The organism is Bizionia saleffrena (assembly GCF_008086175.1).
GTDB lineage: Bacteria > Bacteroidota > Bacteroidia > Flavobacteriales > Flavobacteriaceae > Bizionia > Bizionia saleffrena.
Map to the genome: position 1 here is coordinate 204,626 of NZ_VSKM01000003.1, position 16,791 is coordinate 221,416.

General features: G+C 35.5%; 10 protein-coding genes. 8 read left to right on the forward strand and 2 right to left on the reverse strand.

Features of this window, described 5'->3' with window-relative positions; all coding sequences use genetic code 11:
- The first annotated feature begins 173 nt into the window (after window positions 1-173).
- The 3 genes from ES676_RS03870 to ES676_RS03880 all read left to right on the forward strand — a co-directional run bounded on the left by ES676_RS03870 (window position 174) and on the right by ES676_RS03880 (window position 6,993).
- Window positions 174-1,379, forward strand: a complete 1,206-nt coding sequence (locus ES676_RS03870; protein WP_148368728.1) for an RsmB/NOP family class I SAM-dependent RNA methyltransferase — start codon at window positions 174-176, stop codon at window positions 1,377-1,379.
- A gap of 946 nt (window positions 1,380-2,325) precedes the next feature.
- The gene (gene purL / locus ES676_RS03875; protein ID WP_148368729.1) at window positions 2,326-5,991 is read left to right on the forward strand and encodes a phosphoribosylformylglycinamidine synthase; all 3,666 of its coding nucleotides are present in this window, start codon (window positions 2,326-2,328) and stop codon (window positions 5,989-5,991) included.
- A gap of 198 nt (window positions 5,992-6,189) precedes the next feature.
- Window positions 6,190-6,993 carry a helix-turn-helix domain-containing protein gene (locus ES676_RS03880; RefSeq protein WP_170234420.1) on the forward strand — a complete coding sequence of 268 codons (804 nt, stop codon included), beginning with the start codon at window positions 6,190-6,192 and terminating at the stop codon, window positions 6,991-6,993.
- A gap of 224 nt (window positions 6,994-7,217) precedes the next feature.
- Here ES676_RS03880 and ES676_RS03885 read toward each other — a convergent pair whose 3' ends face one another.
- Window positions 7,218-7,664 (reverse strand): hypothetical protein, encoded by a 447-nt coding sequence (locus ES676_RS03885; protein ID WP_148368731.1) that lies wholly within the window; start codon window positions 7,662-7,664, stop codon window positions 7,218-7,220.
- A complete protein-coding gene (locus ES676_RS03890; protein ID WP_246130292.1) occupies window positions 7,664-8,077 on the reverse strand; it encodes a hypothetical protein in 414 nt (137 codons plus the stop codon). The genes ES676_RS03885 and ES676_RS03890 overlap by 1 nt, the downstream gene beginning before the upstream one ends.
- 667 nt (window positions 8,078-8,744) lie before the next feature.
- Here ES676_RS03890 and ES676_RS03895 point away from each other — a divergent pair.
- The 5 genes from ES676_RS03895 to ES676_RS03915 all read left to right on the forward strand — a co-directional run bounded on the left by ES676_RS03895 (window position 8,745) and on the right by ES676_RS03915 (window position 16,788).
- Complete coding sequence (locus tag ES676_RS03895) at window positions 8,745-10,514, forward strand: AMP-dependent synthetase/ligase (RefSeq protein ID WP_148368733.1); 1,770 nt, start codon at window positions 8,745-8,747, stop codon at window positions 10,512-10,514.
- A 118-nt stretch (window positions 10,515-10,632) separates the two neighbouring features.
- Window positions 10,633-11,082: a MarR family winged helix-turn-helix transcriptional regulator gene (locus ES676_RS03900; RefSeq protein ID WP_148368734.1), complete on the forward strand. Its 450-nt coding sequence runs from the start codon at window positions 10,633-10,635 to the stop codon at window positions 11,080-11,082.
- Between the two features lie 5 nt (window positions 11,083-11,087).
- Window positions 11,088-13,496, forward strand: a complete 2,409-nt coding sequence (locus tag ES676_RS03905) for a 3-hydroxyacyl-CoA dehydrogenase/enoyl-CoA hydratase family protein (protein WP_148368735.1) — start codon at window positions 11,088-11,090, stop codon at window positions 13,494-13,496.
- Window positions 13,497-13,614: 118 nt separating this feature from the next.
- Window positions 13,615-14,805: an acetyl-CoA C-acyltransferase gene (locus tag ES676_RS03910; protein WP_148368736.1), complete on the forward strand. Its 1,191-nt coding sequence runs from the start codon at window positions 13,615-13,617 to the stop codon at window positions 14,803-14,805.
- A gap of 174 nt (window positions 14,806-14,979) precedes the next feature.
- On the forward strand, window positions 14,980-16,788 hold the full coding sequence (locus ES676_RS03915) for an acyl-CoA dehydrogenase family protein (protein ID WP_148368737.1): 1,809 nt from the start codon (window positions 14,980-14,982) through the stop codon (window positions 16,786-16,788).
- Window positions 16,789-16,791 lie beyond the last annotated feature (3 nt).

The following is a 16,791-nucleotide window of genomic DNA, read 5'->3' on the forward strand; positions in this document are numbered from 1 at the left end:
TTTATATTTTTGGTGAAGATAATATAATACAGATAATTAAAAAATAGTCGTCTATTCGAAGCTTTTAATGTAACTTTGCAGGCTGAATTTGAAGCGTTAACCGCTTTAATTCAAATCAATTTTACAGAAAAATACGCTTCTAATTATAGAAGATTGACAACGAATACACAAAAATGAGATTACATAGAAATTTATGTTTTGCAACGGTTGACGGTTTATTACTAATCTTTAACGAGGGTATGTACGCCGATAAAGTTGTACAACAATTATTAAAAAGAGATAAACGTTGGGGAAGTCGCGATAGAGGTTTCGTTGCTGAAACGACTTACGACATTGTAAGATGGAAACGCTTGTACGCAGAAATTGCAGATGTAAAAGAACCATTTAGTCGCGACGATGTTTGGAGAATGTTCGCAGTGTGGGCGACGTTAAGAGGTATTAAATTGCCAGACTGGAAATACTTTGAAGGGACACCTTTACGTAAAATAAAAGGACGTTTCGACGAGCTTTCTAAAGTTAGAAAGATAAAAGAATCTATTCCCGATTGGATGGACGAGCTTATTGTTAGCGAACTTGGTGAAGCCGTATGGAATAAAGAAGCAACAGCCTTAAATGAACAAGCCGATGTTATTTTAAGAACTAACACACTTAAAACGACAAAAGAAAAATTACAAACCGAACTTTTTGATTTAGATGTAGAAACGGAATCTATTGAAGGATACCCTGATGCTTTAAAATTAAAAGAACGCTCCAATGTATTTACTACCAACGCGTTTCAAAATGGATGGTTCGAAGTTCAAGATGCTTCTTCGCAATTAGTTGCCGAATTTTTAGAGGTTAAACCAGGAATGAAAGTGGTAGACACTTGCGCAGGAGCGGGAGGAAAAACATTGCATATGGCAGCACTTATGGAAAATAAAGGCCAAATAATTGCAATGGATATTTACGAAAACAAGCTTAAAGAATTAAAGCGTCGTGCAAAACGTGCTGGAGCTCATAATATAGAATTTCGTGTAATAGACTCTACAAAGCCTATTAAAAAATTGCACGATAAAGCAGACCGTGTTTTAATTGATGCTCCATGTTCTGGACTTGGGGTATTAAGACGTAACCCCGATGCCAAATGGAAATTAAGACCAGAATTCATTGAAAAAATAAAAGTAACACAACAAGAAATTTTAGAACAATATTCTAGAATGGTAAAACCAGGGGGGAAATTAGTGTACGCCACGTGTTCTATTTTACCTTCGGAAAACGAAAACCAAGTAAAAACTTTTTTAGAATCGAATAAAGAATTTACTTTTATAAAAGACAAAAAAGTATTGTCGCACAAATCTGGATTTGATGGGTTTTATATGGCCCTATTAGAAAGAAAATAATGGTATCCTTAATACCGATGAAACGCTATTACGAGCTTTTATCTCTTTAGTGATTAACGTTATTCAATAGCTCAAAATTCCTGCTGGTAGTTACGACTTTACCGCAGGAATAAGCTTTACTCTAAAAATGCATTTACAAGGGAGTATTGGTACCACAAAAGACATTTTATCCACTTGTTTTATTGCAATAAATAACGGTTATGGGTTTATAAGTATCTTAAGTCGTCTCTAGACACCTACTTTTATACAATGGAATAAAATAAGGTACAGTACTAGTTTACACCCTAACATAGAGCGTACAATTATCATTAGCTGATAAATATTTTAATAGAAAACCAATCATTTTAGACGTAAGAAACTCTAAATTTGCAACATTAATTTCCGCTAAAGTTCTTTAAGTTAGAGAACAGTTAATAATGACGATACAACATTAACCTACTATCCATTTTTAAGGTAAATCTATCATTAATGGTTAATTAAAAGCCAGAATATCTTACAGGGCTAGGGCAAAAACAACTACACTTTGTTGTTGTAATTTCGATGGCACCATTATGGCTGTAATTATTTTAAACACTACTGGTAACGATTGTGTTTAGAGAAACCATTTAACTTGAACACGTTACTCTACACAAATCAATTCGCCTTCTAAAACAACTCTCAAAATAAGGGTGCACCCAAATTCTACGCATAGGATATGCGCTAACCATTATTACTAAATCCCTACATTTCACTCTTTTAGGCTGTTTATAACCTCTAACAAGGAGTGTATTTAATTTAATTGATAACACCTCTAGTACTACATTAATTAAATAGCGATTTTTGTGTCGCTTTTTATGGTTAATAACCACGTGAATAACCTATAAAATAATGCGTGATTTTTTAATATACTATATCATTAAAAAAGCTAAATTTGCATTTTACAAACAACAACACAATTTAACATACAATGATTCATTTCTTTGGAAACGTAAACAGCAAAGTATTTGCAGTACAAACAGCAAAAGAATTATCGACTGAGACCATTTTAAAATTAACGTGGTTATTTGGGAACCAACCAAAAATTGACCACGCATCTTTAGATGCTTTTTTTGTTGGACCAAGAGTAGCGATGATAACACCTTGGAGTACAAACGCAGTAGAAATCACTCAGAATATGGGAATTTCTGGAATAATTAGAATTGAAGAATTTTTAGCTTCAACTGAAGGTTTTTTAGAGTTCGACCCTATGATTTCTGAGCTCTATAAAGGCTTAAACCAAGAGTCTTTCACCATAAATAGTACGCCTGAAGCTATTTTATACATCGACGATATTTCAGCTTATAATGAAAAAGAAGGCTTAGCGCTAAACGACGAAGAAGTACAATACCTTGAAGGCGTTTCTGCAAAAATTGGTCGTCTATTAACCGATTCTGAAGTCTTTGGTTTTAGCCAAGTCAATTCAGAACACTGTAGACATAAAATATTTAATGGTACTTTTATTATCGATGGCGAAGAAAAAGAAACCTCTCTTTTTAAATTAATAAAAGAAACGTCTAAAAAACACCCCAACACTATTGTCTCTGCTTACAAGGATAACGTAGCGTTTGTAAAAGGCCCTGTAGTCGAACAATTTGCGCCAAAAACTGCCGATAAGCCAGATTTTTACGCCACTACAGAGTACGAATCTGTAATTTCTATAAAAGCAGAAACGCACAACTTTCCTACAACTGTAGAACCTTTTAATGGTGCTGCAACTGGATCTGGCGGAGAAATCAGAGACCGTTTAGCAGGAGGAAAAGGATCGTTACCATTAGCCGGAACAGCGGTTTATATGACATCTTATTCACGATTAGAAGACACTAGACCTTGGGAACAACAAATGAAAGAACGCGATTGGTTATACCAAACGCCAATGGACATATTAATTAAAGCCAGTAATGGAGCGTCGGATTTTGGAAACAAGTTCGGACAACCATTAATTTGCGGTTCTGTACTCACTTTCGAGCACGAAGAAGACGCTAGAAAATTAGGTTTCGATAAAGTGATTATGCAAGCTGGTGGAATTGGTTATGCCAAAGCAGATCAAGCTTTAAAAGACACACCAAAAGAAGGTGATAAAATTGTAATTCTTGGTGGTGAAAACTATAGAATAGGAATGGGTGGCGCTGCAGTTTCTAGTGCCGATACTGGAGAATTTGCTTCAGGAATTGAGCTAAATGCAGTACAACGTTCTAACCCTGAAATGCAAAAACGTGCTGCCAATGCTGTACGAGGAATGGTAGAAAGCGAAGAAAATTTTATAGTCTCTATTCACGATCACGGCGCTGGAGGACATTTAAACTGTTTGTCGGAATTGGTTGAAGATACCGGAGGAAAAATCGATTTAGATAAACTTCCCGTTGGCGATCCAACATTATCGGCTAAAGAAATTATTGGTAACGAGTCTCAAGAAAGAATGGGATTAGTTATTGCTGAAAAACATTTAGATACACTAAGCCGTATTGCCGCACGGGAACGCTCCCCAATGTATACTGTTGGCGATGTAACACTTGATAATAGATTTACATTTGAGTCTAAAACTACTGGCGAAAAGCCTATGGATTTAGCGCTTGAGGATATGTTTGGAAGTTCGCCAAAAACAATAATGAACGACGTTACTGTAAATAGAAATTACGAAGAGGTAACCTACAATCCAGACGAGATATTACATTATATCGATCAAGTATTGCAGCTAGAGTCCGTAGCTTGTAAAGATTGGTTAACTAATAAAGTAGACCGATCTGTTGGAGGTAAAGTTGCCAAACAACAATGTGCTGGAACCTTACAATTACCACTTAACAACTGTGGTGTAATGGCGTTAGATTTTAAAGGTAAAGAAGGTATTGCAACCGCTATTGGGCACTCTCCTATTTCAGGATTAATTAGTCCTAAAGCAGGAAGTAGAAATGCCATTGCAGAGTCGCTTACCAATATAATTTGGGCACCGTTAAAAGACGGTTTACAGTCGGTTTCCTTATCGGCAAACTGGATGTGGCCTTGTAAAAACGAAGGTGAAGATGCAAGATTATACGAAGCAGTAGAAGCTGTTTCAGAATTTGCTATAGACTTAGGGATTAATGTTCCAACAGGAAAAGATTCTTTATCTATGAAGCAGAAATACCCTAGTGAGGAAGTGATTTCTCCCGGTACTGTTATTATCTCTGCGGCTGGAAACTGTAACGATATTTCTGAAGTTGTTGAGCCTGTTTTAAAGGTAAACGGAGGTGATATCTATTATATTAATTTGTCGGAAGATGCTTTTAAATTAGGAGGAAGTGCTTTTGCACAAATTCTAAATAAAGTAGGAAAAGAAACACCGACCATTAAGAATGCATCTCAATTTAAAACGACGTTTAATACAATACAGCAATTAATTAAGGACGGAAAAATAATCGCTGGGCACGACGTGGCTTCGGGCGGATTAATTACAACGTTATTAGAATTATGTTTTGCTGAAGTGAATTTAGGCGCCGAATTAGATTTAACTGCCGTAGCCGAAAAAGATTCGGTAAAATTATTATTCTCTGAAAATTGTGGAATTGTATTTCAAGCGAAAGACAAATCAATAGAAAAAGTATTAGCAGATGCAAATATTGAGTTTTTCAACATTGGAAAACCAACAAATAGCGATGTGTTAAGTATTATCAATACAGATGAAGTACATACGTTAACGGTATCAAGATTACGAGATGTATGGTATAAAACGTCCTTTTTATTAGATCAAAAGCAAACCGCCAATGGGTTAGCTGAAGCGCGTTACAAAAACTATGCTACGCAACCACTTAAATATAATTTCCCAAAACAATTTACTGGTAAATTACCAAAAACAGAACACGCTAAGCAGAAACCAAAAGCCGCTATTCTTAGAGAAAAAGGAAGTAATAGTGAACGCGAAATGGCTAATGCAATGTACTTAGCCGGTTTTGATGTTAAAGATGTACATATGACTGATTTAATTTCTGGTCGCGAAGATTTAAAAGATATTCAATTTCTTGGAGCTGTTGGTGGTTTCTCGAACAGTGATGTTTTAGGATCGGCAAAAGGATGGGCTGGAGCTATTAAATACAACGAAAAAGCAAACGAAGTTATTACAGATTTCTTTAAAAGAGAAGACACCCTATCGGTTGGTATTTGTAATGGTTGCCAATTATTTATGGAACTTGATCTTATTAATCCAGAACACGATGTGCACGGTAAAATGATTCATAACGACTCTAAAAAACACGAAAGCGCTTTTACTTCTGTAAATATTCAGAAGAACAATTCTGTAATGTTATCCACTTTAGAAGGTGCTACTTTAGGGGTTTGGATTTCTCACGGTGAAGGAAAATTCAACTTACCAAAAGAAGAAAATCACTATAATGTGGTGGCAAAATATGGTTACGACAACTACCCTAGCAACCCTAACGGATCTGATTATAATACAGCAATGCTGTGCGACACAACAGGTAGACATTTAGTTACGATGCCGCACATAGAGCGCTCTACCTTTGAATGGAACTGGGCCAATTATCCAGAAAACAGAACAGACGAAGTTTCACCTTGGTTAGAAGCATTTGTAAATGCTAGACTTTGGATTGAGGACCAGAAATAAAATACATATCATTTAATAGGAAAAGGAAGCTTAATTAAGCTTCCTTTTTTTTTGCCTTAATTTGAGATGAAGTCAATAAGAGAAAGGGTAAATTCCGTTAATCGCACATAAAAGTAAGATTTTTATTACTTAAATAATTTCCCCACAAAATAAATGGTATTTTTGTTATTCGCTGTTACTCTAAATTACCAACCAATAATGACTTACGAAACTTATCATTCCGCAAATAAATCGGCATTAATACACGAGTATTTTGAACTTACTTTTTCAAATTCAGTAATTCCTTTCCAGTCTACTATATTACCCATAGCGAAGCCAACCATTTCGTTTGGACAGAAAGGAAAACTTGAAGCTAAAACTGCAGAAAACGATTATAATCTTGAGGGCTTTGTTTTAACCGGACAGTTTTTTAGATCTTATAATATAGAGGCAAACGAAGCCTATGAAGGTGTTGGTATCGTGTTGCATCCTACCACACTTTATAAACTATTAAATAAAGATATTTCCAAATTAAGCCATAAACACCTCTCCTTAAAGAGTGTCTCACGACCGCTATATGATGCGGTTGCTACTGTTTTAGATTCAGAAAGTAACGGAAGAGAAGCGTTATTGGCGTACGAAAAAGCACTCAAAATTTTAGTTAAATCTAAAGATGTTAATATTAAGGAAATCGATCAAGCCGTCAATGTAATTATTAAGAAAAAAGGACTTATTAGCGTTAAACAGTTAATCAAGGATATGGCGATTTCTCAAAAAACGTTAGAGTCTAAATTTAAAAAAATGGTAGGTCTTACGCCAGGTCGCTTTATTAAATTAACGCGTTTTTTAAATCTTATGCAAAAGTACGAAAACCAAGATATTAATTTAAAAACTTTAATTTTTAAATACAACTATTACGACGAGGCTCACTTTTATAAGGATTTCAAACTATTTATGAACGATACACCTAAAAATTTCTTTAAAAAAGATAACGAATTTCTTAAGAAATATATTAAACGTTAAAATATTTTCACATTTACGATTTTTTACAATAATAACTGTATAATTCTACATATTTTTGGACAAACTTATGTGAAGTTTATTTAAATTGAATGAAAGTTAAGGGATTCATTTAATACTTATAATTAAATAAATTTATATACACGTAACGTTTTGTTATCAATCTATTGATGAAAAGAGCTATTCTAAATAGCTCTTTTTTTTTGCATAATTTATGTTGAAGTAAACTAATCCTTAAATTTTGTAACGCTTTTTCTTACGTGTACCCACACAATGGATCTTATTGCTTTTTTAAAAATTACGGGTAGCGCTAAAACAACTAATAATGAAATACACGCAGCAACTCCTAAACCTCCACCAAAGCCACTAAATACAGAATTGGCTTTTAAAAACACAAAGGTAAAAACACTTCCAGAGCACGCTAATAAAAAGTAATTGGATACAACAGAAGACGACACCATACCTATAAATGACGCTCCAAAAGCGACTAATGGAATATTTTTAATAAGATAGGCTGAAAGAGCATCAGGAAAAATAAGTACCACTAAGCTCGAAAACAGTCCGACCAAAGCAGAGGCTCTAACAGTGTTTTGCTTATATTTAGTGTGTAAAATAAAGGTCACAATAGCAGAGAAAGCTCCCAATCCAACTAATAATAAGAGTTCTAAATTCATTACGATAATAAAAAGGTTATTAAAAAAACGACAAGAACCCCACCAAAAGCTAGGGTCCCCAACTTGCCGCCTATATTATGAAAAACACCATTAGCGCTCACCAATAAAAGACCTGTTATGCCACTCGCTAGTACAATAAACAAATAACCCGCAGCCAACGTAGTGCTGGTCATTCCAACAAAAGTACCACAATATATTGACGCTGGTATCGATTTTACAACGGTATCATTTTTAAGAATGCTCGGTAAAAAACTAACCGTTAATCCAACAATACTAGCCGAAAGAACAGTACTTAAGCTTAAAGAGGTATGTAAAAAATACGTAGAAATGGCGCCAATAAACACATAAATTATGGCGCTTAATTCATCTAAATTATGGTGTTGTGGGCGCACCGGCTTTTTTACATAAGTCACAACGAGTAATAGTGTAATAATAAAAAAGCAGAGTATTACATAACCATTACTCTGTTTCTCGAAAAGGACCCAGCCTAAAAAAGAGAAATGTATAAGTAATATTAAAATAAAGGTGACTTGTTTTACTCGTTTTTTAACCATTTAAAATGTAATCTAATTTGAGTTATTTAGAACAAGCCTAGAAAGTATTCGATAAAAAAAATTGGTTACAAAACTACGTTATATCTAAGCTTATACACAGCAATTAAAGAAGACTTTAACAATTGACGTTAATAAAAAAAATAGCAATCTTCATTGTGTCAAACACAGAATTAAATAGCAATCTTTCGATAATGAGATAAAAAGGATAACTTAGTTATAATTTTCCAACGTAAAAGAGATAATTGTAGTAATTTACAACGTATTTTTAAATTATGTCGCGAATTTGATAATGCCGAAACACTTTTCAGCTTTAAAATGCCATTTTATTTAATTTAAAAGTAGATTTGTAAATTTAATCAATCAAATAAACGCAAATGCGAAAGTAAAATCACGGCTTAACTCTTTATAACAAAAGCGATTAAACGGGTTTAGCGTAAAAAATACAGTGTGAAATGTTTTTATCAATCTAATTTTAAAATAACCATTCCTTTTCTTAATTTGCAACTCTACAATATAACATAACCCTATGCAAGAAATCACGAGACTTTTCGATTTTCCCTACTACCAGTTGGAAAAATACAATTTGGATGCTGCTTTAGTTACTAAATACAATGGTAAATGGATTAAAACTTCAACTAAAGAATATATTGATAAAGCCAATACTATTAGTCGAGGCTTACTGCGCTTAGGCGTACAACCGAATGATAAAATTGCAGTTATTTCAACCAACAATAGAACGGAATGGAATATTATGGATATTGGTATTTTGCAAACTGGAGCCCAGAACGTACCTATTTATCCTACAATTTCGAAAGAAGATTACGATTATATTTTAAACCACTCTGAAGCTACTTATTGTTTTGTTTCAGATATTAGTATTATAGAAAAAATAAATTTAATTAAAGCTAATACAAAGCTTAAAGCCATATATACCTTTGATGATGTTGCTAATGAAAAAAGTTGGAATGACGTTTTAGAATTAGGTGCAGACACGAGTAACCAAAATGAGGTTGAAGCCAGAAAAATAGCAATAAAAACAGACGACTTAGCCACCCTAATTTATACGTCTGGAACCACCGGAAAGCCTAAAGGTGTTATGCTGTCGCACCAAAATATTGTGTCGGATGTATTAAATAGTGAGAAACGTGTCCCTTTTGATTACGGAAAATCAAAAGCTTTAAGTTTCCTTCCTGTTTGCCACGTTTTTGAACGAATGATTCTTTATTTATACCAATATTGCGGTGTAGAAATTTATTTTGCCGAATCCATTGAAAAAATGAGCGACAATCTAAAAGAAGTTCAACCTCATGTTATGACTGCGGTGCCTCGTTTATACGAAAAAGTCTTTGATAAAATTGTTGCGAAAGGCGCCGAACTTACAGGCGTTAAAAAGGCACTTTTCTTTTGGGCTGTAAATTTAGGATTAAAATACGAACCATACGGCGCTAACGGTTGGTGGTATGAAACCCAGTTAAAAGTAGCAAGAAAACTTATATTTAGTAAATGGAAAGAAGGTTTAGGAGGAAAATTAGATTTAATGGTTTCTGGTAGTGCTGCTCTACAACCAAGACTTACCCGTGTTTTTGCTGCTGCCGAATTACCTATTATGGAAGGTTACGGACTAACCGAAACATCTCCAGTTATTTCTGTAAATGATATGAGAGATGGTGGTTTTAGAGTTGGAACCGTTGGAAAAACCATAGACAATGTAGAAGTAAAAATAGCTAAAGACGGTGAAATCCTGGTAAAAGGTCCGAATGTTATGAAAGGCTATTTTAAAGACCCAGAAAAAACAGCCGAAGTTATTAAAGGTGGTTATTTCTATACAGGTGATATTGGAGAAATAGATAGTGATGGATTCTTGAAAATAACCGATAGAAAAAAAGAAATGTTTAAAACCTCTGGTGGAAAATATGTAGCTCCTGCTCTATTAGAAAACAAGTTTAAACAATCCCGCTTTATCGAACAAATAATGGTTATTGGCGAAGGTGAAAAAATGCCAGCAGCTCTTATACAGATTAATTATGAGTTTGTCGAAGAATGGGCTAAAAGACATAAATATGCCTTAAAAACAAAAGAAGAGTTAACCTCTAATCCAAAACTTAGGGAGCGAATTCAGGAAGAAATAGATGAAGTTAACAAATGTTTCGGCCATTGGGAACAAATTAAAAAATTTGAAATCACTCCAGACTCTTGGACAATTGAGGATGGACACCTTACTCCAACAATGAAAATGAAACGTAAAGTAATTAAGGAAATTTACAAAGACCTTATAGAAAAAATTTACAGATCATAAAAGTTAAAATGCCTCGAACTCGAGGCATTTTTTGTACCTTAAAAAAAACTACAATTTATTATGCGTGCATAGTATTTTTTCTTATATTTGGTAATCATACAATTACGGGCATCAAAAAATGAAAGAAAAAACCATTGATTATTTATTACGCACAACTTGGCTAGCTGTGAATAAAATGTATAATGAAGAAGCCGCTAAGTTCGATTCTACAATGGCAACTGGGTTTACATTACTAAGTATAGATCCAGAAAAAGGAACCCCTTCCACTTCGTTAGGTCCTATAATGGGTATGGAAGCGACTAGTTTGTCTCGCATCTTAAAAAAAATGGAAGAGTTAGGATTAATTGAAAGAAAACCAAACCCCGAAGACGGGCGCGGTGTTCTCATTTATTTAACCGAGTTCGGTAAAGAAAAACGAGAATATTCTAGAGATCGTGTGTTAACGTTTAATAACACGATTAGAAATCACGTCTCTGAAGAGCAGTTAAAACACTTTCAAGAAGTGAGTGAAACTATTACAGAGCTAATTTCAAATAAAAAAATTTACAATCAAAAGTTAACATCATAAATAATATGAGCACACGTAGAATAAAAAAAATTGCAATTATTGGTTCCGGAATTATGGGAAGCGGTATTGCATGTCACTTTGCTAACATTGGTGTAGAAGTCCTGTTGTTAGACATTGTTCCTAGAGAACTAAATGATAAAGAAAAAGCGAAAGGGTTAACTCTGGAAGATAAAATAGTAAGAAATAGATTGGTAAACGAGGCGTTAACCGCTTCTTTAAAATCGAAACCTTCTCCTATTTATCATCCGTCTTTTGCCGAAAGGATTACAACAGGAAACCTAGACGACGACATCGCGAAAGTTAAAGATGTCGACTGGATTATGGAAGTTGTTGTTGAAAGGCTAGATATAAAACAACAGGTTTTCGAAAAGCTTGAAAAACATAGAACTCCGGGCACATTAATTACTTCTAATACGTCAGGGATTCCCATTCACTTTATGAGTGAAGGTCGTTCTGAGGATTTCCAAAAACATTTTTGTGGCACCCACTTTTTTAACCCAGCACGTTACTTAAAATTATTCGAAATCATTCCTGGTCCTAAAACAGAGGCTTCTGTTTTAGAGTTTTTAAACGATTATGGCGAGCAATTCTTAGGTAAAACATCGGTAGTTGCAAAAGACACCCCTGCTTTTATTGGTAACAGAATTGGAATCTTTAGTATTCAGAGTTTATTTCACGCCGTAAAAGAATTAGACTTAACGGTAGAGGAAGTCGACAAATTATCAGGCCCTGTTATTGGGCGCCCAAAATCGGCTACTTTTAGAACAGTAGATGTTGTAGGGTTAGATACTTTGGTACACGTTGCCAATGGTATTAGAGAGAATTGTCCTAAAGACGAACGTTTAGAATTGTTTAAACTACCAGACTTCATCGAGAAAATGATGGAAAAGAAATGGTTAGGAAGTAAAACAGGACAAGGATTTTATAAAAAAGTTAGAAATAAAGATGGGTCTTCAGAAATATTAACTTTAGACCTCAACACCTTAGAATATCGCGATTCTAAACGCGCTAAATTTGCCACTTTAGAATTAACAAAAACAATCGATAAGGTTATTGATAGATTTAAGGTTCTTATCAATGGAAAAGACAAGGCTGGAGAGTTTTACAGAAAAAGCTTCACGGCATTATTTGCTTATGTGTCTAATAGAATTCCAGAAATCACAGACGATTTATATAAAATTGACGATGCTATGAAAGCGGGCTTTGGCTGGGAACACGGGCCATTTCAAATTTGGGATGCTATTGGCGTTGAAAAAGGAATCGTATTAATGAAAGCTGAAGGTTTAGAGCCTGCTGCTTGGGTAAATGATATGGTTGCTTCTGGTAATTCTTCATTTTACACCATTAAAGATGGCGCCACTTACTGCTACGATATTCCGAAGAAAAAACAAGAAAAAATTCCAGGACAAGATTCGTTTATCATTTTAAATAATATTAGAAAAACAAAAGAAGTCTTTAAAAACTCTGGTGTTGTTATTGAAGATTTAGGAGACGGCATTCTTAATTGCGAATTCCAATCTAAAATGAATACTATTGGAGGCGACGTATTAGCGGGTTTAAATAAAGCTATCGATTTAGCCGAAAAAGACTTTGCTGGACTTGTGGTGGGTAACCAAGGAGCGAATTTCTCAGTTGGAGCAAACATAGGAATGATTTTTATGATGGCTGCCGAACAAGAATATGACGAGCTTAATATGGCTATTAAACACTTCCAAGATACAATGATGCGTATGCGTTACTCATCTATCCCTACAGTTTCAGCTCCTCACGGTATGTCTTTAGGTGGTGGTTGTGAACTCTCATTACATGCTGATAAAGTAGTCGCTGCTGCAGAAACCTATATGGGACTTGTAGAATTTGGTGTTGGTGTTATTCCTGGTGGTGGTGGTTCTAAAGAAATGGCTTTAAGAGCATCAGACACTTTCAAAAAAGGCGATGTGCAATTAAATACATTGCAAGAATACTTCTTAACTATTGCTATGGCAAAAGTATCAACTTCGGCCTATGAAGCTTTCGATTTAGGACTTTTACAAAAAGGAAAAGATATCGTTGTTGTCAATAAAGACCGACAAATTGCCGTTGCAAAGCAACACGCAAAATTAATGGCCGATATGGGATACACGCAACCTGTTCGTCGTAATGACGTAAAAGTACTTGGTAAACAAGCGCTAGGTATGTTTTTAGTAGGAACAGACGCAATGAATGATAGTAACTATATTTCTGATCACGATATGAAAATCGCTAATAAATTAGCTTACGTTATGGCTGGTGGCGATTTATCTGAACCGACTTTAGTTAGCGAGCAATATTTATTAGACTTAGAGCGCGAAGCTTTCTTAAGTTTATGTACAGAACGTAAAACGTTAGAAAGAATTCAGCACATGTTAACTAAAGGGAAACCACTTAGAAATTAGTTTTTTAAGTAGTGAAGTATTAGTATTGAGTAAATTAGAAACGAGAAACAAGACCAAAAGATTCAAGACTACGCTCTTGATTCTTGACGCCTGGTTCTATAAATCTTAAAGAAACAAAATGAAACAAGCATATATAGTAAAAGCATATAGAACCGCAGTTGGTAAAGCACCTAAAGGCGTGTTCCGTTTTAAAAGAACCGACGAATTAGCAGCAGAAACCATAAAATATATGATGAAAGAACTGCCAAACTTAGACCCGAAACGCATAGACGACGTTATGGTTGGTAATGCAATGCCCGAAGGAGCTCAAGGGCTAAATATGGCGCGATTAATCTCGTTAATGGGATTAGATATTGTGGATGTTCCTGGGGTTACCGTTAATCGTTTTTGTTCTTCGGGAATAGAAACCATCGGGATGGCCACAGCAAAAATACAATCTGGTATGGCCGATTGTATTATTGCAGGTGGTGCCGAAAGTATGAGTGCCGTACCTATGTCGGGGTTTAAACCAGAATTAAACTACGATATCGTAAAAGCGGGTCACGAAGATTATTACTGGGGAATGGGCAATACTGCGGAAGCGGTAGCAAAACAATTTAATGTGTCTCGCGAGGATCAAGATGAATTTGCTTACCATTCACATATGAAAGCCTTAAAAGCGCAAGCCGAAAATCGTTTTCAAGACCAAATTGTACCTATAGAAGTTGACGAAACTTATGTAGATGACAACGGGAAAAAAGCGACAAGAACCTACACCGTAACAAAAGACGAAGGACCTCGTAAAGGAACGAACTTAGAAGCCTTATCTAAATTAAGGGCGGTATTTGCCGCTGGCGGAAGTGTCACGGCTGGAAACTCGTCGCAAATGAGTGATGGCGCTGCTTTTGTAATGGTGATGAGTGAAGAGATGGTAAAAGAATTAAATTTGGAACCTATTGCTCGCTTAGTAAACTATGCAGCTGTTGGTGTAGAGCCGCGCATTATGGGTATTGGCCCCGTTAAAGCGATTCCTAAAGCCTTAAAGCAAGCGGGTTTAAAACAATCAGATTTAGAGCTTATTGAATTAAACGAAGCTTTTGCTTCGCAATCTGTAGCCGTAATCCGTGAGTTGAACTTAAACCCAGACATTGTGAACGTAAACGGTGGCGCCATTGCACTTGGTCACCCACTAGGGTGTACAGGAGCTAAGTTGTCTGTTCAATTATTTGATGAAATGAGAAAACGCGATATGAAAGGTAAATACGGTGCCGTAACAATGTGTGTTGGTACCGGCCAAGGGGCTTGTGGAGTTTTTGAATTTTTATCTTAAACATCAAGACTCTTAGAGTGAAGCGTAACAAGAGTATGCTAAATTTTAAGAAATAAAAAATGTAAAAAATTAAAGCAAAAAATAAAACAAATATAAAAAATAATTTCAAGTTTTAAATCTGGAGTAATTATGTCTTGATTCCTAATTCTTGAATCTATAAATCTTAAACAAAAAATGGAAACAACTGAAAAAGATATCCTTCGTGGAGGTCAGTTCTTAGTAAAAGAAACAAACTGTGAAGATGTGTTTACTCCTGAAGATTTTTCGGAGGAACAAATAATGATGAAGGAAGCCGTAATGGAGTTCAACGAACGTGAAATCATTGCGCACAAAGCTCGTTTTGAAGCGAAAGACTATGCACTTACCGAAGAAGTAATGCGCAAAGCTGGTGATCTTGGCTTTTTAGGTGTTGCGGTTCCAGAGGAATATTCGGGGTTAGGAATGGGCTTCGTCTCTACGCTATTAACTTGCGATTACATCTCAAGTGGAACAGGATCTTTTAGTACCGCGTTTGGTGCACATACCGGAATTGGTACTATGCCAATTACTTTATATGGAACCGAAAAACAAAAGAAAAAATACGTTCCTAAATTAGCTACGGGAGAATGGTTTGGGGCTTACTGCTTAACAGAGCCAGGTGCAGGGTCTGATGCGAATTCAGGAAAAACAACAGCGACACTATCGGAAGATGGAAAAAACTACAAGATAAACGGACAAAAAATGTGGATTTCGAATGCAGGTTTCTGTAGTTTGATGATCGTTTTTGCACGTATTGAAGATGACAAAAATATTACTGGTTTTATTGTAGAGTACGATAAAAACAGCCCTAACGGTATTACTATGGGTGAAGAAGAACACAAACTTGGTATTCGTGCCTCTTCTACCCGTCAAGTATTTTTTAGCGACACCGTTGTGCCTGCCGATAATATGTTAGCCGGTCGTGGCGAAGGATTTAAAATCGCTATGAACGCCCTTAACATTGGCCGTATTAAACTGGCTGGTGCCTGCTTAGATTCTCAACGACGTATTCTTACAACGGCTGTTAACTATGCTAAAGAGCGTAAACAGTTTAATACGCCTATTGCTGACTTTGGCGCGATAAAGATTAAACTCGCTGAAATGGCTACCAACGCTTATGCTGGAGAAGCAGCAACCTATAGAGCGTCTAAAAACATTGAAGACCGCATTACAATGCGCCAATCGTCTGGAAATACACATCAAGAAGCAGAATTAAAGGGGGTAGAAGAATATGCCATTGAATGTTCTATTTTAAAAGTCGCTGTTTCAGAAGATGTACAACACGCCGCAGATGAAGGTATCCAGATTTTTGGAGGTATGGGGTTCTCAGAAGAAGCACCAATGGAAGCCGCTTGGAGAGATGCACGTATCGCTCGTATTTATGAAGGAACTAACGAAATTAACCGTATGCTTTGCGTAGGGATGTTAGTAAAGAAAGCAATGAAAGGCCATGTTGATTTATTAGGCCCTGCACAAGCAGTTCAAGAAGAGTTAATGGGGATTCCGTCTTTCGATACGCCAGATTATTCTGAATTATTTTCAGAAGAAAAAGAAATGATTAAGAAGCTTAAAAAAACCTTCTTAATGGTTGCTGGAGCAGCGGTTCAAAAATTTGGTCCAGATTTAGAGCAACACCAACAATTATTAATTGCTGCTGCCGATATTTTAATTGAAATCTATATGGCTGAATCTGCAATTTTAAGAACAGAGAAAAATGCAAAACGTTTTGGCGAAGACAAACAAGCTGTGCAAATAGCAATGTCTAAATTATACTTATATAACGCCGTAGATATTATAGAGAAAAAAGGAAAAGAAAGTATTATTTCTTTTGCTGAAGGCGACGAGCAACGTATGATGCTTATGGGATTAAAGCGTTTTACTAAATATGCTAACTACCCAGATATTGTTGACTTACGTAACGAAATTGCTGAAAAAGTTAAAGCAGAGAACAAGTACTGCTTTTAAGTT